A 17,931-nucleotide genomic window follows, 5' to 3' on the forward strand; every position below is an offset into this window, starting at 1 on the left:
GCGGGGGACTCTTCCGCGACCGGGCGCGCTGGGGCGGGCCCCGGCTCAGCCACCTCGACCGGCACGGCGCCGGTCACCGCGACGACGGGGGGCGCTTCCGCGACCGGGCGCGCTGGGGTGGGGCCCGGTTCGGCGGGCCCGGAGGACGTACGCATGGACGCAGGGTGCCGGTCCGGTGGCCGGCCCACTACTCTTTCGGCCCCAGCCGAATGCACGCCGTCCGGCACCGGGCGCACCACCCACGCCATCCGCCCGAGCCCCTGGACGAACCGGTCCCGACGGCCCACCCGGTCGCCAGGCCGTCCGGCCGGCCGACCCCCCGATGGAACCGGTCCCGGTGGCCCGCCCGGTCGGCCGGATCCGCTCGCCCCGGGAGGAGGAACCCCTTGCCACTGGTGATGCACTTCGGCACCGAGGATCTGCTGCGGCTGCGGTTCGCCGTCTCCCCGCTGTGCCAGACCCACGAGGCGGTGCGCACCCTCCGGCGGCCGGCCCGGCACGGCTACCACCTGCCGTGGCTGCGGCGGATCCGGGGCGCGCTGGCCGGGCTGGACCTGTCCGAGCTGTCCCTGCTCATGCCCTCACCCGGCTACACCCCCGACTTCCTGGGGCCGCCGCCGGACGAGCCCTGCCCCTCGTTCCAGGACGAGCTGGCGCGGATGCGGGCCACCGATCCGGCAGCCGCCCGGGCCGAGATGGCGAACTCGCTGGCCTGCACCCCGGGGGCGACCGAGTCCCCGATCGGGCGGCGGATGCTGGCCGATCCCGCGTGGGCGGTGCGGCGGTTGGCCGAGGCCACCGAGCAGGCATGGCAGGCGCTGGTCGCCCCGGACTGGCCCCGGCTGCGGGCGCTGCTGGAGGCGGATGTCGCCCTGCGCTCCCGGCAGCTGGCGGAAGGGGGGCTGGAACGCCTCTTCGCGGACTTGCGGCCCGAGCTGAGCTGGGCCGACGGCGCCCTCACGGTACGTACCCGGGGCGCCGAGCCACCGCTGCAGCGCTTGGACGGGCGGGGGCTGCTGCTGATGCCCAGCGTGTTCGTCTGGCCGGACGTGGTGAGCGGCTTCGCGGCGCCCTGGCAGCCCACGGTGATCTATCCGGCGCGCGGGGTCGGCGGGCTGTGGCAGCGCCCCTCGCCGCGCGCCGCCGAGGCGCTGGTGCGGCTGCTGGGCCCCAACCGGGCGGCCATCCTGGGCGGGCTGACCGACCCCTCGTCCACCACCGCGCTGGCCGAGCGGCACCGGCTCGCGCCCTCCTCGGTCTCCGCGCACCTGGCCGTACTCCGCGACGCCGGCCTGGTCAGCGCCCGTCGCCAGGGCCGCCTCGTCCTCTACGAACGCACCCCGCTCGGCATCGCCCTGGCGGAGGGCGAGGTGCCGGCGGGGTGACCGTCGAAACGAAAAGGGAGAGCAGGGGAACGAGGGGAACAAGGGGAGCGGGCGGCGCCCGGGTGTCCGAGGCGTGCCCGCCGAGCCCCGTCGGCCGGTCATCCGGCCAGGTACCGCTCCACCGTCTCCACCTTGGCGGTGAGGCCGTCGGTGACACCGGGGCGGACATCGGCCTTGAGGACCAGAGAGACGCGCGGGGCGCGCGCCTCGACCGCTGCCACGGCGCGCTTGACCACGTCCATCACCTCGTCCCACTCGCCTTCGATGGAGGTGAACATGGCATCGGTGCGGTGGGGCAGGCCGGACTCGCGGACGACCCGCACCGCGTCCGCCACGTACTCCCCCACGTCCTCGCCGACCCCCAGCGGGGTTACCGAGAAGGCGACGATCATGCGTTCACGACTCCCTCGCGCCGGGCGCGGGCGGCGATCACGCTGGCCTCCGCCTCCCGCTTGAGCTTGCGCTCGGCGAAGAAACCGCCGAAGGGCGGGATGGCGAGCGCGAGGTAGATCGCGGCGGTCCGGTTGGACCAGCCGGCACGCTTCCTGGCGTCCAACCAGAAGATCACATAGAAGATGAAGAGAATGCCGTGCACCGTGCCCATCACCGGCACCCCGTTGAAGTCGGTGGTGCGCTTGAGCACCGAGCAGACAAGGAGCAGCGGGAAGGAAACGGCCTCGGGCACGGAGACCAGGCGGAGCCGGCGCAGCGCGGTGGCGGTCTTGAAGTCCATGGGCGGGGCACCTCGGGGGGCGTAGGGGGGCCGAACATCACGCAGAGCTTGTGCTTGGCTTCACAAGCTCTGCCCGCTCATTGTCGCAGGACTCCCGGCGATCCGGGCCGGGGGGCTAACGTCTGGGATGTGGCTCACTTTCGGCTCCAGGGGAGCAAGGTTCTCGCGGTCGATCTGGCCGGCGAGGCGGTCAAGGCCAAAAAGGGGTCCATGGTCGCCTACGACGGCGAGATGACCTTCAAGAAGAAGACCGGCGGCGGCGAGGGGCTGCGCGGGCTGGTGACCCGGCGGATCACCGGCGAGCACATGGCGGTGATGGAGGTGCGGGGGCAGGGCACCTGCTACTTCGCCGACCGGGCGCGGGAGGTCAACCTGGTGGCGCTCGACGGCGAGAAGCTGTTCGTGGAGGCGAGCAATCTGCTCTGCGCGGACGAGGCGCTGCGCACCGGGACCACCTTCACCGGGCTGCGCGGCTCGGCGCAGGGCAACGGCCTGTTCACCACCACCGTGGAGGGCACCGGCCAGGCGGCGATCCTCTCCGAGGGCACGGCGGTGGTGCTGCGGGTCGGCCCGCAGACCCCGCTCCAGGTGGACCCCGGCGCGTATGTGGCGCACAGCGGGAACCTCACCCAGCACTTCCAGTCGGGGGTGAACTTCCGCAGCTTCATAGGTGAGGGCTCGGGCGAGGCGTTCCAGATCAGGTTCGAGGGCGAGGGGCTGGTGTACGTCCAGCCCTACGAGCGGGACACCATCGGCGGCGAGCTGTGAACGGGCCGGTGGAGGGCGGTTCCGAGGGGAGGGGGACGGGCTGATGGCGTTCACGGTGCTCAACTCGCGGATGGTGCGGGCCCAGCTGGCGCCGGGGCAGACACTGTTCAGCCAGCGCGGGGCGATGCTGGCCTACACCGGGGAGGTGCGGTTCACGCCCAGCATCACCGGTGGGCAGGGCGGGGTGCTGGGCATGATCGGCCGCCGGGTCACCGGGGAGGCCACCCCGCTGATGACGGTGGAGGTGCCGCCGGGGTCCGGGGGCACGGTGATGTTCGGCTGCGGCGGCCACCATGTGCAGGTGATCGACCTGTGGGGCGAGACGCTGCACGTCGAGGCAGACCGGCTGCTGGCCTTCGACGGCACGCTGCGGCAGGGCACGGTGTTCCTGGGCGCCCAGGGCGGGGTGATGGGGGTGGTGCGCGGCCAGGCCACCGGGCAGGGGCTGTTCACCACCACGCTGCAGGGGCACGGCTCGGCCGTGGTGATGGCGCACGGCGGGGTGCTGGAGCTGCCGATCACCCCCGACCGACCGGTGCACGTGGATCCGCAGGCCTATGTGGCGCACCGCGGCGAGGTGCGCAACCGGCTGTCCACCGCGATCGGTTGGCGGGAGCTGGTGGGCCGGGGGTCGGGTGAGGCCTTCCAGCTGGAGCTGTCCGGCACCGGCACGGTGTACGTCCAGGCGTCGGAGGAGAAGCTGTGAACGGCCCGGTGATCCATGACGCGTACTCGCTGCCGGTCAACGACAACGTCAATCCGTACGTCTTCAGCGTGGATCTCGACGGCCAGTGGTTCCTCCAGAAGGGGAAGATGATCGCCTACTACGGGCAGATCGCCTTCCAGGGGGTGGGGCTGGGCCATCTGGAGCGGCTGGTCGCCCGGAGCTTCCACTCCCCGCTGCACGCCGCGGACTGGGTGGTGGCCGAGGGGCGGGGCCGGATGCTGCTGGCGGACCGGGCGTTCGACGTGAACTCCTACGACCTGGACGACGGCAACCTCACCATCCGCTCGGGGAACCTGCTGGCCTTCCAGCCCTCGCTGTCGCTGAAGCAGTCGATCGTGCCGGGCTTCCTCACCCTGATCGGCACCGGGACCTTCGTGGCCGCGTCCAACGGGCCGGTGGTCTTCATGGAGCCGCCGATCCGGGTGGATCCGCAGGCGCTGGTGGGCTGGGCGGACTGCCCGTCCCCCTGCCACCACTACGACCACCACTACATGCGCGGCTTCCTGGGTGGCGTCCGGGCGCACACCGGGTTCGGCGGAACATCCGGCGAGGAGCACCAGTTCGAGTTCACGGGGGCCGGGACGGTGCTGCTGCAGTCCTCTGAAATGCTGCTGGAGGAGCGGCCGGTGGGGGTCAAGGGGGATACCGGTTCGTGAGCAAGAGGGTGCGGAGTGTAACGTCGAACGGGTGACCTCACGCCCGACGCACGATCCGACCCACCCATTGGTTCATGATTCAACTTATTTAGGTAGAATAGATTCCATGGAGACCGAGAACGGCACACGCTGGCTCAGCGACGAGGAACAGCGCGCCTGGCGGACGCATCTGGACGTCAGCCGGCTGCTGACCCATCAACTCGAACGGGACCTCCAGCCGTTCGGCCTGACCATGAACGACTACGAGATCCTGGTCAATCTCTCCGAGTCGCAGGACCGCCGGATGCGGATGAGCGACCTCGCCGCCGCCACCCTCCAGTCCAAGAGCCGGCTCTCCCACCAGATCACCCGGATGGAGAACGGCGGGCTGGTCCGCCGGGAGAACTGCGAGTCCGACCGGCGCGGGTTGTACGCCGTCCTCACCGACCACGGCTGGGAGACCATGCGCAAGGTCGCCCCGCACCATGTGCAGGCCGTCCGCCGGCACTTCATCGACCTGCTCTCGGCGACCGACCTGGCGGCCCTGCACGCCTCCCTCACCCCGGTCGCCCAGCACCTGCGCGAGCACCGCGGCCAGGCGTAGGCGGGCGGCGCACCAGGACGGCGGCGGGCGCCGAACGGGCTGGAGGCCCTTCCGGCGCCCGCGGCACACCGGGGCCCGGTCTCGGGGCCGTACGCCATGCGCCGCCGCGGGGCCCGAGCGTACGCCGCACCCGGTCGGCACCGGCCGAGCCCCGCGGATGGGTCCCAGTGCTAGTTGGCGGTGATGCTCGCCACCAGTTCGTCCGCCGCCGCGTACGGATCCAGCTCGCCGGCGGTGATGCGCTCCGCCAGGGCGTCCAGGCGGCGGTCGCCGTGCAGGTCGCCGATGCGCTCGCGCAGGGCGGTGACCGCGATGGTCTCCACCTCCACCGCGGCCCGGCGGCGGCGGCGCTCGCCCAGCACGCCGCGCTCCTCCATCCAGGCCCGGTGCTTCTCCAGGGCCGCCACGAGCTCCTCCACGCCCTCGGCGCGGGCCGCCACGGTCTTCACGATCGGGGGGCGCCAGTCGCCGGGGCCGCGGGCCTCGCCCAGCCCCAGCATGTGGTTGAGCTCGCGGACCGTGGCGTCCGCCCCGTCCCGGTCGGCCTTGTTCACCACGTACACGTCGCCGATCTCCAGGATCCCCGCCTTGGCGGCCTGGATCCCGTCGCCCATCCCGGGGGCGAGCAGCACCACCGAGGTGTCCGCCTGGGCGGCGATCTCCACCTCGGACTGGCCCACGCCCACCGTCTCCACCAGGACCACGTCGCAGCCTGCCGCGTCGAGCACCCGGATGGCCTGCGGGGCGGCCCAGGCCAGGCCGCCGAGGTGGCCGCGGGTGGCCATGGAGCGGATGTAGACGCCCGGGTCGGAGGCGTGCTCGCTCATCCGCACCCGGTCGCCCAGCAGCGCGCCGCCGGAGAACGGTGAGGAGGGGTCCACCGCCAGCACCCCGACCCGCTTGCCGGCCTTGCGGTACGCGGCGACCAGGGCCGAGGTGGAGGTGGACTTGCCGACCCCGGGGGAGCCGGTCAGGCCCACCACATAGGCGTTGCCGGTCAGCGGGGCCAGCGCGGCCATCACTTCGCGCAGCTGCGGTGACGCCCCCTCCACCAGGGAGATCAGCCGGGCCACGGCCCGCGGCCGGCCCTGCCGCGCCTGCTCCACCAGCTCGGGGACGTCAACCATCAGCACTCGCCTTTCTCGGACCGTCGGCCGGCCTCCCGGACCGTACGGATCAAGCCAGGTCGCGCGGCGGGGCGGACGGTGCCCGGCCGCGCGACAGGGGTCGGTCTCAGCGGTCTTGCGTGCCGCGTGGCGGCACGGGTGCTACTTGCCGTTCGACGGCACCCGGATGATCAGCGCGTCGCCCTGGCCGCCGCCACCGCACAGCGCGGCCGCGCCCACGCCGCCACCGCGCCGCTTGAGCTCCAGCGCCAGGTGGAGCACGAGGCGGGCGCCGGACATGCCGATCGGGTGGCCCAGGGCGATCGCGCCACCGTTGACGTTCACCTTTTCGGTGGACACGCCGAGATCCTTCATGGACTGCGCGGCCACCGCCGCGAACGCCTCGTTGATCTCGATGAGGTCCAGGTCCTCGACCGTCAGGCCCTCCTTGCCGAGGGCGTGCAGGATGGCGTTGGACGGCTGGGACTGGAGCGAGTTGTCCGGGCCGGCCACATTGCCGTGGGCGCCGATCTCGGCGATCCACTCCAGGCCCAGCTCCTGCGCCTTCGCCTTGCTCATGACCACCACGGCGGCGGCGCCGTCGGAGATCTGCGAGGCGGTGCCGGCGGTGATGGTGCCCTCCTTGCCGAACGCCGGGCGCAGCGTGGACAGCGTCTCGACGGTGGTGTCCGGGCGGATGCCCTCGTCCTTGGCGAAGATCACCGGCTCGCCCTTGCGCTGCGGGATCTCCACCGGTGTGATCTCGGCCTCGAAGATGCCGTTCTTCTGGGCGGCGGCGGCCCGCTGGTGGGACAGCGCGCCGATCTCGTCCTGCTCGGCGCGGGTGATCCCCAGGCGGGCGTTGTGCTTCTCGGTGGACTCGCCCATGGCGATGCCCTCGAAGGGGTCGGTCAGGCCGTCGTTGGCCATGGTGTCCAGCATCTGAACCGCGCCGTACTTGAAGCCCTCCCGGGACTTCGGCAGCGCGTGCGGGGCGTTGGTCATGGACTCCTGGCCGCCCGCGACGATCACGTCGAACTCGCCGGCCCGGATCAGCTGGTCGGCCAGCGCGATGGCGTCCAGGCCGGAGAGGCAGACCTTGTTGACGGTCAGCGCCGGCACGCTCATCGGGATGCCGGCCTTGACGGCCGCCTGCCGGGCCGGGATCTGGCCGGCGCCCGCGGTGAGCACCTGCCCCATGATCACGTACTGCACCTGGTCGCCGCCGATACCCGCCCGGTCCAGCGCGGCCTTGATGGCCACGCCGCCGAGCTCGACGCCGGAGAAGGAGCGCAGGCTGCCCAGCAGCCGCCCCATGGGCGTCCGCGCGCCCGCCACGATCACGGAGGTGGAACCAGACGTTCCAGTCATGGTGCTGCCCCTTCGAGAGAAGGAAGGTGGTTAACGAGGGTTACGAGCAATGTACTGAGGGGCGCCCGCCAGGTCACCGGGCCGTTGGTGTGATCGCGCGCACGTTGCGTAACCACGGCACCCGGCGGTGCACTGGGTACATGCTGACGCGAATCGACCACATCGGGATCGCCTGCTTCGACCTCGACAAGACCGTCGAGTTCTACCGTGCCACGTACGGCTTCGAGGTGTTCCACAGCGAGATCAACGAGGAGCAGGGCGTCCGCGAGGCCATGCTCCGCATCAATGGTACGGACGACGGCGGCGCCTCGTACCTCCAGCTCCTGGAGCCCACCCGGGAGGACTCGGCGGTCGGCAAGTGGCTGGCCAAGAACGGCGAGGGGGTGCACCACATCGCCTTCGGCACCGCCGACGTGGACGGCGACTCCGAGGCCATCCGCGACAAGGGCGTGCGGGTGCTCTACGACGCACCGCGGCGGGGCTCGATGGACTCCCGGATCACCTTCCTGCACCCCAAGGACTGCCACGGTGTGCTCACCGAACTCGTGACCTCCGCCGCCCCTGACGTGGCGGACCACTGACCGTCCCGCTTCCCCGGCCGGTAGAGTGCAGGCTCGGCCGGGGTACGGGAAGGACACTGCACGGGGTCCGGCCCGAGCTTTGCCGATGATCTGACACCATTTCTTCGTCAAGGGCCAGCCCCAGCACGACCAACGCAGGACGGGGCCCGGCTGCCAACGCGATCAGGGGACGGATGGGACCGCGCTGTGCGGGGCTACGACCGCTACGAGCCTGACGACCACCTCGCGAAGTTCGAGGCCGAGATGGAGCGGCTGAAGACCGAGCGGGAGAAGGCCGTCCAGCACGCAGACGACCTCGGCTACCAGGTCGAGGTGCTGCGCGCCAAGCTGCACGAGGCGCGCCGCACCATCGCCAGTCGTCCCGCGTACGACACCGCGGACATCGGCTACCAGGCCGAGCAGTTGCTGCGGAACGCCCAGATCCAGGCCGAGCAGCTGCGCGCCGACGCCGAGCGCGAGTTGCGCGAGACCCGTGCCCAGACCCAGCGGCTGCTCCAGGAGCACGCCGAGCAGCAGGCCCGGATGGAGGCCGAGCTGCACGCCGAGGCGGTGGCCCGGCGCCAGCGGCTGGACGAGGAGCTCGCCGAGCGCCGCGCCACCGTCGAGTCGCATGTCAACGAGAACGTCGCCTGGGCCGAGCAGTTGCGGGCCCGTACCGAGTCCCAGGCCCGCCGGCTCATGGACGAGTCGCGCGCCGAGGCCGAGCAGTCGCTGGCCGCCGCCCGGGCCGAGGCCCAGCGGCTGGCCGAGCAGACCCGGCAGCGCCTGGCCGCCGAGGCGGAGGCGGCCCGCACCGAGGCCGAGGCCCTGCTGCGGCGTGCCCGTACCGATGCCGAACGGCTGCTCACCGCCGCCTCCACGCAGGCCCAGGAGGCCACCGACCGCGCCGAGGCGCTGCGTACCAGCACGGCCGCCGAGGCGGACACCGCGCGCCGCCAGTCCTCCGAGCTGTCCCGGGCCGCCGAGACCCGGATGCAGGAGGCCGAGGAGGCGCTGCGGCAGGCCCGCGCCGAGGCCGAGCAGGTGCTCGCCGAGGCCAAGCAGCAGGCCGAGAAGCGGCTTTCGGCCGCCGAGACCGACAACGAGCAGCGCACCCGTACCGCCAAGGCCGAGATCGCCCGGCTGGTCGCGGAGGCCACCAAGGAGGCCGAGACGCTGCGCGCCGAGGCCGAGCGGGCGCGCGACGACGCCCGCGCGGAGGCCGAGCGGCTGATCGCGGAGGCGCGGGAGACCGCGCGGGCCAAGGCCGTTGAGGACTCCGCGGCCCAGCTCGCCAAGGCGGCCCGCAGCGCCGAGGAGGTGCTCTCCAAGGCGTCCGAGGAAGCCCAGTCCACCACCCGGGCCGCGGCCGAGGAGGCCGAGCGGATCCGGCGGGAGGCCGAGGAGGAGGCCGACCGGCTGCGCGCCGAGGCGCACGAGACCGCCGAGCAGCTCAAGGGCGCGGCCCAGGACGACACCGAGGAATACCGCGCCAAGACCGTCGAGTTGCAGGAGGAGGCGCGGCGGCTGCGCGGCGAGGCCGAGCAGTTGCGCGCCGAGGCGGTCACCGAGGGCGAGAAGATCCGCGGTGAGGCCCGCAAGGAGGCGGTGCAGCAGATCGAGGAGGCGGCCAAGACCGCCGAGGAGCTGCTGGCCAAGGCCAAGGCGGACGCCGAGGAGACCCGTTCGGACGCCAGCGCGGAGAGCGAGCGGGTCCGGGCCGAGGCCGTCGAGCGGGCCACCGCCGTGCGCGTCCAGTCCGAGGAGGCGCTGGAGCGGGCCCGGGCCGAGGCCGAGGAGCTGGTGGGCGCCGCCGAGGAGCGCGCCGAGCGGCTGCGGACCGAGGCGGCCGAGGCCGCCGCGCGGCTGCGCGAGGAGAGCGAGGCGGCCCTCGCCGAGCGGCGTACCGCGGCCGAGGCGGAGCTGACCCGCCGGCACGAGGAGGCCCAGGCACGGGTGTCCGCGGCCGAGGAGGCGCTGACCGAGGCGCGGGCCGAGGCCGAGAAGCTGCGCCGGGAGGCCGCGGAGGAGGCCGAGCGGCTGCGCACCGAGGCCGCCGAGCGGCTGCGCGCCCTTCAGGAGCAGGCCGAGGCGGAGGCCGAGCGGCTGCGCACCGAGGCCGCGGCGGACGCCTCCCGCGCCCGTGCCGAGGGCGAGGCGGTGGCGGTGCGGCTGCGCACCGAGGCCGCGGCGGAGGCCGAGCGGCTGCGGACGGAGGCCCAGGAGACCGCCGACCGGGTGCGCACCGAGGCGAACGCGGCGGCCGAGCGGCTGGCCGCGGAGGCCGCCGAGGCGCTGGCCGCCGCCCAGGACGAGGCCGCCCGGCGCCGCCGGGAGGCCGAGGAGCTGCTCGGCTCGGCCCGCACCGAGGCCGAGCAGGAGCGCCGGCGGGCCCACGAGCAGAGCGAGGAGCTGCTGGCCTCGGCCCGCAAGCGGGTGGCCGAGGCGCAGCAGGAGGCGCAGCGACTGGCCGAGGAGGCCGAGCAGCGGGCCGCCGAGCTGGTCGCGGCCGCGGAGCAGACCGCCCAGCAGGTACGGGACTCGGTGGCGGGTCTCCACGAGCAGGCCGAGGCGGAGATCGCGGGGCTGCGCTCGAACGCCGAGCACGCCGCGGAGCGCGTCCGGACCGAGGCGCGGGAGGAGGCGGAGCGGGTCCGCGCCCAGGCCCTCGCGGAGCAGGAGCAGGCCGCCGCCGAGGCCGCCCGGCTGCGGGCCCGGGCGCAGGAGGAGGCCGAGGCCGCCCGGACGCTGGCCGAGCGCACCGTGGCGGAGGCCGCCGCGGAGGCCGAGCGGATGGCCAACGAGGCCCGGGAGGACGCCAACAAGCGCCGCACCGACGCCGCCGAGCAGGCCGACCGGCTCGTCGCCGAGGCCGCCAAGGAGGCCGAGCGGCTGCGGACGGAGGCCCAGGAGACCGCCGACCGGGTGCGCACCGAGGCGAACGCGGCGGCCGAGCGGCTGGCCGCGGAGGCCGCCGAGGCGCTGGCCGCCGCCCAGGAGGAGGCCGCCCGGCTCACCGCGGAGGCGGAGCGGCTGGTCGCCGACGCCAACGCGCGGGCGCAGGCGCTGCGCACCGAGGCCACCGACGCCCGGGCCGCGGCCGAGCAGGACGCCGCCCGTACCCGCGCCGAGGCGCGCGGCGATGCCAACAACATCCGCTCCGAGGCGGCCCAGCAGGCCGACCGGCTGGTGACCGAGGCGAGCAACGAGGCCGAGCGGATGGCCAACGAGGCCCGGGAGGACGCCAACAAGCGCCGCACCGACGCCGCCGAGCAGGCCGACCGGCTCGTCGCCGAGGCCACCAAGGAGGCCGAGCGGCTGCTGGCGGAGGCGAGCACCGAGGCGGAGCGGCTGCGGGCCGAGGCCACCGAGTCGCTGGAATCAGCCCAGCAGCACGCCGCCCGTACCCGCGCCGAGACCGAGAAGGCCGCGGCCGACGCGGCGGCCGAGGTGGAGCGGGTCCGCAACGAGGCGCAGGCCGAGGCGGAGCGCACGGTGGACACCGCGCGCAAGGACGCCAACAAGCGCCGCGCGGACGCCGCCGAGCAGGCCGACCGGCTGGTGGCCAAGGCCGGCAGCGAGGCCGCGAAGCTCACCAAGGAGGCGCAGGAGGCGGCGCTGCGCAGCGCGACCGCCGCCGAGGAGCAGGCCGACACCATGGTCGGCGCGGCCCGCAAGGAGGCCGAGCGGATCGTCAAGGAGGCGAAGGCGCAGGCCGGGCAGTTGGTGGAGAAGGCGCGTACCGACGCCGACACCATGCTGGGCGAGGCGCGCGGGGACGCCACCGCGATCCGGGAGCGCGCCGAGGAGCTGCGCGGCCGGGTGGAGACCGAGGTCGAGGAGCTGCACGAGCGGGCCCGGAAGGAGGCCGCCGAGCAGATGAAGTCCGCCGGTGAGCGGGTGGACAAGCTGGTGGCGGCGGCCTCCGCACAGCTGCTGAAGGCCGAGGAGAAGGCCAAGAAGCTGCTTTCGGACGCCAACGGCGAGGCGAGCAAGGTGCGGATCGCCGCCGTGAAGAAGGCCGAGGGGCTGCTGAAGGAGGCCGAGCAGAAGAAGGCGGACGCCCACCGCGACGCGGAGGCACGCCGCTCGGAGGCGCGCGAGGAGGCCGACCGCATCGTCGCGGAGGGCAAGCGCGAGCTGGAGCTGCTGGTGCGCCGTCAGGAGGACATCAACGCGGAGATCGCCCGGGTGCAGGACGTGCTGGAGGCGCTCGGCTCCCTGGAGGCGTCGCCCGCGAGCAACGGGGCCGGCAAGAACGGGGCGAAGGCAGGTGCCGGCGCCGGTGGGTCCCGCTCGGGTGGCAAGTCGTCAGGATCCTGACCGCGCGGGCGGGGTGACGGGGGTTTCCGGGCCGTGGCGGGCCCCCGATCGGGGGGGTCGGCCGCGGCACCGAGCGGTCCATGTCCGGATCGCCCGGTTCCCTCCACCGGGTGACAAGTGGCGGGTGAACACTCCACTCAAAAGGCTGGACATTCTCCAGATCAAACCGTCATTGACTCGATGACACGCCACCCAACCCCCTAAAATTCCCTCTATCACCTCACCGGTCTCTTTCGACAGGAACCCCATGAGCGACACTTCCTCCCCCTTCGGCTTCGAGCTCGTGCGGCGTGGATACGACCGCGGTCAGGTGGACGACCGCATTACCAAACTCGTCGCCGACCGTGACAGTGCTCTGGCTCGCATCACCTCGCTGGAGAAGCGCATCGAGGAGCTGCACCTCGAAACGCAGAACGCCCAGGCCCAGGTCACCGACGCCGAGCCGTCCTACGCGGGGCTCGGCGCGCGCGTCGAGAAGATCCTCCGGCTCGCCGAGGAGGAGGCCAAGGACCTGCGTGAGGAGGCCCGTCGGGCCGCCGAGCAGCACCGGGAGCTCGCCGAGGCCGCCGCCCAGCAGGTGCGCAACGACGCCGAGTCGTACGCCGCCGAGCGCAAGCAGAAGGCGGAGGACGAGGGGGTCCGGGTCGTCGAGAAGGCCAAGAGCGAGGCGTCCACCCTGCGGTCGGAGGCGCAGAAGGACGCGCAGTCCAAGCGTGAGGAAGCGGACGCGCTGTTCGAGGAGACCCGCGCCAAGGCCGCCCAGGCCGCGGCCGACTTCGAGACCAACCTGGCCAAGCGCCGTGAGCAGTCCGAGCGGGACCTGGCCTCGCGTCAGGCCAAGGCGGAGAAGCGGCTCGCGGAGATCGAGCACCGCGCCGAGCAGCTGCGCCTGGAGGCCGAGAAGCTGCGCACCGACGCGGAGCGCCGGGCCCGCCAGACGGTGGAGACCGCGCAGCGCCAGGCCGAGGACATCGTGGCGGACGCCAACGCCAAGGCGGACCGGGTGCGCAGCGAGTCCGAGCGCGAGCTGGCGGCGCTCACCAACCGCCGCGACAGCATCAACGCCCAGCTGACCAACGTCCGCGAGATGCTGGCCACGCTGACCGGGGCGGCCGTGGCCGCCACGGGCGCGCCGAGCGAGGACGACTCCGCCACCCGCGGGGTGCCGGCCCAGCAGACCCGCTGAACGCCGCCCCGGGCCATGACGCCCGGGCCGCGCCACCTGGTTGCGACACGAGCGCCGGGCCCGCCTTCTGGCGGTGCCCGGCGCTTTCGCGTGCCCCCTCCGGTCAGGCGGGGACCGCGGCGCGGCAGCGCTCCGGTGGCGGGGGGCATCGGGCCGTCCTAGCGTGGCGGCATGATCGAGCTCGAGGGGTTGACCAAGTACTACGGCGAGAAACTGGCCGTGGACAACCTCACGTTCACCGTCCGGCCCGGCGTGGTGACCGGCTTCCTGGGGCCGAACGGCTCCGGCAAGTCCACCACCATGCGGATGGTGCTCGACCTCGACAACCCGTCCGCCGGAAGCGTCCGCATCGACGGCCGGCACTACCGCGAGCTGGTCGATCCACTGCGCTCGGTGGGAGCGCTGCTGGACGCCTCGGCGGTGCACGGCGGCCGTTCCGCCTACAACCATCTGCTGTGCCTGGCGCAGAGCAACGGCATCCCGCGGGCCCGGGTCGCCGAGGTGCTGGACATGGTGGGGCTCTCCTCGGTGGCCCGCAAGCGCTCCAAGGGCTTCTCGCTCGGCATGGGCCAGCGCCTGGGCATCGCCGCCGCGCTGCTCGGCGACCCGCGGATCCTGATGTTCGACGAGCCGGTCAACGGGTTGGACCCGGAGGGCATCCACTGGATCCGCAATCTGATGAGGGATCTGGCGGCCCAGGGGCGCACGGTCTTCGTCTCCAGCCATCTGATGGCCGAGATGGCGCTGACCGCCGAGCATCTGGTCGTCATCGGCCAGGGGCGGCTGCTGGCGGACACCTCGATGGCCGAGTTCATCGCACGGAACTCGCGGTCCTTCGTGCGGCTGCGCTCCCCCGAGCCGGAGCGGCTGCGCGACGTCCTCCACGCGGCCGGGCACCCGGCCGCGGTGGGCCCGGACGGCGGCATCGAGGTGGAGGGGGTCCAGGCCGCGCGGCTGGGCGAGCTGGCCGCCGAGCACCGGATCACGCTGCACGAGCTGAGCCCGCAGCGGGCCTCGCTGGAGGAGGCGTTCATGCGGCTCACCGCGGAGGCGGTGGAGTACCACGCACACGGCCAGCGGCGCCCCGGTGCGGCGGCCGGGGCGGCCCAGGCGGCCCCGGGCGCGGGCAGCGAAGGCGGCCCGGTCCCCGAGGGGACGGCGGGCGGCGGCTGGGGGCAGGACTGGCGGAAGAAGGGCGGCTGACATGCCGGTGGTGGCGCAGGTGCTGCGTTCGGAGTGGACCAAGATCAGGTCGGTGCGTTCCACGGTCTGGACGCTGGGTATCGCGGTGGTGGTCACGGTGGCCCTGGGCGCGCTGGTCAGCGCCCTGGTCGAGCGGGACTACCACGGCCTGTCGCCGCACGACCAGCTCACCTTCGACCCGACCTTCACCAGCTTCGCCGGCACCGGCCTGGGGCAGCTGGCGATGATCGTCTTCGGGGTGCTGGTGGTGTCCAACGAGTACAGCACCGGCATGATCCGCACCTCGCTGGCCGCGGTGCCGCAGCGCGGCCTCTTCCTGTTCGGCAAGCTCACCGTGGCCACCCTGCTGGCCCTGGTGGTCTCCATGGCGACCAGCTTCATCACCTTCTTCGTCGGGCAGGCGCTGCTCGGCGCGCACGGCGCCCACCTGGGCGACCCCGGGGTGCTGCGCGCGGTGGTCGGCGGCGGCCTGTACATGACGCTGATCACGGTCTTCGCGATGGGGGTGGCCGCCATGCTGCGCAGCCCGCTGCTCTCGCTGGGCGTCCTGATGCCGTTCTTCTTCCTGGTCTCCAACATCCTGGTGAACGTCCCCGCCACCAGAAAGGCCGGCGACTACCTGCCGGACCAGGCGGGCCAGAAGATCATGCAGGTGGTCACCGTGGACAACACGGCACCGTACGGGCCCTGGGGCGGCTTCGCCATCATGGCGCTGTGGGTGGTGGCGGCGGTGGCCGCCGGCTATCTGCTGCTGCGGCGACGCGATGCGTGAGGGCTCCGCAGGGGGTACGGGTGCGGGGGCGAGCGCGGGTCGGCCGCGCCGTTCCCCGCGCGCCCGGCGGCCCGGGTCGGGTGCCCCGGCCCCGCCAGGGGCTACCCGGCACGGCACCGCGCCGCGCTGCCGCCTGGTCCGCGTACGCCCGGTTGCCAGGGGCGATGCTCAGCCGCGCGGGTGCGTGATCGCGGGGCGGTGCTCGGCCGTGCGTGGTGCCCGGTCGGGGGATGCCCGGTCGTGCGAGTGCCTGGTTACGGGCGATCCTCGGCCGTGCGGGTGCCCGGATTCAGGGCGGTCCTCGACCGTGCGGGTGCGTGATCTTGGGGCGGTGCTCGGCCGCACGGAATGCGCGTTTCCGGGGGACGCCCGGTCGTACGGGTGCCTGGCGCGGCCGGTGGGTGGTCGGCGATCGCCGGGGCGGCGGAGCAGTCTTAGCCTGGCGGTATGGAGGACCGCACACTGGGTGCGCTGGGCTTCGGCGCGGCGCCCCGGGAGGAGCCGCTGTGCTACCCGGGGCGACCGGTCACCACGCCGATGCTGCTCTGCGGGGACGTGCTGTGGCCGCTGGAGGTGCGGCCCGGGCCACCGGGCGGCTGGGCGGTCACCGGGCCGGGCGGCCCCGAGCCGCTGGACGCCCTGCTGGCCCGGCTGGGCCAACGGGGCAGCGCCCACCGGTGCCCGGTCCTCGCGGTGGGCTCCAACGCCTCCCCCGCCCAGCTGCGGCACAAGCTGGCGCGGCGGGGCATCGGGGTCGCGGTGCCCCTGGTGCCGGTGCGGGTGCGCGGGATCTCCGTGGGGGTCTCGGCCCACATCGGGCCGGCCGGGTACGTGCCGACCGCGCCCTTCCCGGATCCGGGGGCCGAGCGCGAGCTGGTGGTCTGCTGGTTCGACGAGGAGCAGCTGCGGGTGGTGGACGCCGGGGAGTTCGGCTACCGCCGGCCGCTGCTGTCCGGGTCCGCCGTCCCGCTCCTCCTGCCCTCCGGCGAGCGGTTGCCCGGCGCGTACCTCTATGAGTCCGGGCACGGCGTACTGGCCGGTCCGGACGGCCTGCCGCGGCCGGGCGGCGGGGACCAGGCCGCACTGCTGACCGCGCTGCTCGCCGGCTCCGCCCGGCTGCGCGCGCTGCTCGGCCCCGACCCGCGGAGCTGGGTGCGGCGGGTCCGCGCCCAGGAGGCGGTAGGGGTCGAGGGGACCCGGATCCTCGCGGCGGAGGGTTGGCGGCTGCGACTGCCCGGGCTGGGCACGTTCCAGGGCCGTTGAGGCGGCCGACTCGCCGTCAGGTCACGATCCGCTCACCATCGCCGATAACCGCAACCGTGTTCGCAGTGGATATCCTCCTAATCCGCGCAGGGGCATCAGCCCTGGCCAACTCGCGAAGGGCGGATAATGATCGAGGCAGTCGGCCTGACGAAGCGCTACCGCGCCAAGACGGCCGTGTACAACCTCTCGTTCCAGGTGCGGCCGGGTGCCGTCACCGGCTTCCTGGGGCCCAACGGCTCCGGGAAATCGACCACGATGCGCATGATCCTGGGCCTCGACGAACCGACTGCCGGCCATGTCACGGTGTGCGGTCATCCCTTCCGGCAGCTGCCCAACGCCCCGCGCCAGGTGGGTGCGCTGCTCGACGCCAAGGCGGTGCACGGCGGTCGCAGCGCGCGCCAGCACCTGCTGTCGCTGGCTCAGTTGTCCGGGATCCCGGAGCGCCGGGTGGACGAGGTGCTGGGCGTGGTCGGCCTGCAGATGGTCGCCAAGAAGCGGTCCAAGGGCTTCTCGCTCGGCATGGGCCAGCGTCTGGGCATCGCGGCCGCGCTGCTCGGCGACCCGCAGGTGCTGCTCTTCGACGAGCCGGTCAACGGCCTGGACCCGGAGGGCATCCTGTGGGTCCGCAACCTGATGAAGCAGCTGGCGGCCGAGGGCCGTACGGTCTTCGTCTCCAGCCACCTGATGAGCGAGATGGCGCTCACCGCCGACCATCTGATCGTGATCGGCCGCGGCCAGCTGCTCGCCGACATGAGCGTGCGGGACTTCATCTCGGCCAACTCCGCCGACTTCGCCCGGGTGCGGGTGCCGGACGGCTCGGCCGAACTGCGCGAGAAGCTGGGCGCGGCGCTCGGCGCGGCGGGCGGCCAGGTGCTGCCCGAGGCGGACGGCGCGCTGCGGGTCACCGGCCTGCCGCTGCCGCGCATCAGCGATCTGGCGCACGAGGCGGATGTGCGGCTGTGGGAGCTGTCGCCGCACCAGGCCTCGCTGGAAGAGGCGTACATGCGGATGACCTCCGGCGCGGTGGACTACCGTTCCACGGTCGACCAGCGGACCGGTCTCCAGGAGCAGCAGCCGTACGGTGCCCCGGGGGCGATGCCCGGGATGCCGGGCCAGCCGGGGATGCCCGGGATGCCGGCGCAGGGGCCGATGCCGGCCTTCACCCCGCCGCCCCCGCCGCAGCCGGGAGCCGGTGGTCATCCGCCGGCCGCCCCCTTCCCCGGCGGGCAGCCCGGCGTGCCGCAGGGCCCGTACGCCGTACCCGGCCAGCCGGCGCAGCCTCCCGCGCAGCCCAC

The 17,931-nt window shown here is 73.7% G+C and carries 16 protein-coding genes; 12 read left to right on the forward strand and 4 right to left on the reverse strand.

Annotated elements, in window-relative coordinates:
* Nucleotides 1–386: 386 nt before the first annotated feature.
* Nucleotides 387–1,385 (forward strand): ArsR/SmtB family transcription factor, encoded by a 999-nt coding sequence (locus E4099_RS14300; RefSeq protein ID WP_209446619.1) that lies wholly within the window; start codon nucleotides 387–389, stop codon nucleotides 1,383–1,385.
* Between the two features lie 98 nt (nucleotides 1,386–1,483).
* Here E4099_RS14300 and E4099_RS14305 read toward each other — a convergent pair whose 3' ends face one another.
* Both E4099_RS14305 and E4099_RS14310 read right to left on the reverse strand, forming a co-directional pair.
* Complete coding sequence (locus E4099_RS14305; RefSeq protein WP_135339419.1) at nucleotides 1,484–1,777, reverse strand: MTH1187 family thiamine-binding protein; 294 nt, start codon at nucleotides 1,775–1,777, stop codon at nucleotides 1,484–1,486.
* Nucleotides 1,774–2,118 carry a DUF3817 domain-containing protein gene (locus E4099_RS14310; protein ID WP_135339420.1) on the reverse strand — a complete coding sequence of 115 codons (345 nt, stop codon included), beginning with the start codon at nucleotides 2,116–2,118 and terminating at the stop codon, nucleotides 1,774–1,776. Before E4099_RS14310 ends, E4099_RS14305 begins: the two co-directional genes overlap by 4 nt.
* A 129-nt stretch (nucleotides 2,119–2,247) precedes the next feature.
* On the opposite strand from E4099_RS14310, the gene E4099_RS14315 reads away from it, so the two are divergent.
* From E4099_RS14315 to E4099_RS14330, 4 genes are all read left to right on the forward strand, one after another.
* Entirely contained in the window at nucleotides 2,248–2,886 is a 639-nt protein-coding gene (locus E4099_RS14315) for an AIM24 family protein (RefSeq protein WP_135339421.1), read from the forward strand.
* Nucleotides 2,887–2,929: 43 nt separating this feature from the next.
* Nucleotides 2,930–3,592, forward strand: coding sequence for an AIM24 family protein (locus tag E4099_RS14320; RefSeq protein WP_135339422.1), 663 nt, complete (start codon nucleotides 2,930–2,932; stop codon nucleotides 3,590–3,592).
* Entirely contained in the window at nucleotides 3,589–4,269 is a 681-nt protein-coding gene (locus E4099_RS14325; RefSeq protein WP_135339423.1) for an AIM24 family protein, read from the forward strand. Before E4099_RS14320 ends, E4099_RS14325 begins: the two co-directional genes overlap by 4 nt.
* A 106-nt stretch (nucleotides 4,270–4,375) precedes the next feature.
* The gene (locus E4099_RS14330) at nucleotides 4,376–4,852 is read left to right on the forward strand and encodes a MarR family winged helix-turn-helix transcriptional regulator (RefSeq protein WP_135339424.1); all 477 of its coding nucleotides are present in this window, start codon (nucleotides 4,376–4,378) and stop codon (nucleotides 4,850–4,852) included.
* Between the two features lie 170 nt (nucleotides 4,853–5,022).
* Here the strand turns inward: E4099_RS14330 and meaB are convergent, their stop codons facing one another.
* Complete coding sequence (gene meaB, locus E4099_RS14335; RefSeq protein WP_135339425.1) at nucleotides 5,023–5,979, reverse strand: methylmalonyl Co-A mutase-associated GTPase MeaB; 957 nt, start codon at nucleotides 5,977–5,979, stop codon at nucleotides 5,023–5,025.
* A gap of 141 nt (nucleotides 5,980–6,120) precedes the next feature.
* Entirely contained in the window at nucleotides 6,121–7,329 is a 1,209-nt protein-coding gene (locus tag E4099_RS14340; protein WP_135339426.1) for an acetyl-CoA C-acetyltransferase, read from the reverse strand.
* A gap of 140 nt (nucleotides 7,330–7,469) precedes the next feature.
* On the opposite strand from E4099_RS14340, the gene mce reads away from it, so the two are divergent.
* The 7 genes from mce to E4099_RS14375 all read left to right on the forward strand — a co-directional run.
* Entirely contained in the window at nucleotides 7,470–7,910 is a 441-nt protein-coding gene (gene mce / locus E4099_RS14345) for a methylmalonyl-CoA epimerase (RefSeq protein ID WP_135339427.1), read from the forward strand.
* Between the two features lie 186 nt (nucleotides 7,911–8,096).
* The gene (gene scy / locus E4099_RS14350; protein WP_135339428.1) at nucleotides 8,097–12,212 is read left to right on the forward strand and encodes a polarized growth protein Scy; all 4,116 of its coding nucleotides are present in this window, start codon (nucleotides 8,097–8,099) and stop codon (nucleotides 12,210–12,212) included.
* A 247-nt stretch (nucleotides 12,213–12,459) separates the two neighbouring features.
* Entirely contained in the window at nucleotides 12,460–13,398 is a 939-nt protein-coding gene (locus E4099_RS14355; RefSeq protein ID WP_135339429.1) for a coiled-coil domain-containing protein, read from the forward strand.
* A gap of 171 nt (nucleotides 13,399–13,569) precedes the next feature.
* Entirely contained in the window at nucleotides 13,570–14,601 is a 1,032-nt protein-coding gene (locus E4099_RS14360) for an ABC transporter ATP-binding protein (protein WP_135339430.1), read from the forward strand.
* Between the two features lies 1 nt (nucleotide 14,602).
* Nucleotides 14,603–15,373, forward strand: coding sequence for an ABC transporter permease (locus E4099_RS14365; RefSeq protein WP_135339431.1), 771 nt, complete (start codon nucleotides 14,603–14,605; stop codon nucleotides 15,371–15,373).
* Between the two features lie 447 nt (nucleotides 15,374–15,820).
* On the forward strand, nucleotides 15,821–16,636 hold the full coding sequence (locus E4099_RS14370) for a hypothetical protein (protein WP_135339432.1): 816 nt from the start codon (nucleotides 15,821–15,823) through the stop codon (nucleotides 16,634–16,636).
* 126 nt (nucleotides 16,637–16,762) lie between these two features.
* A partial coding sequence (locus E4099_RS14375) for an ABC transporter ATP-binding protein (protein ID WP_135339433.1) occupies nucleotides 16,763–17,931 on the forward strand: 1,169 nt, incomplete at its 3' end.

It is taken from the genome of Streptomyces palmae (assembly GCF_004684805.1).
Taxonomy (GTDB): Bacteria; Actinomycetota; Actinomycetes; order Streptomycetales; family Streptomycetaceae; genus Streptomyces; species Streptomyces palmae.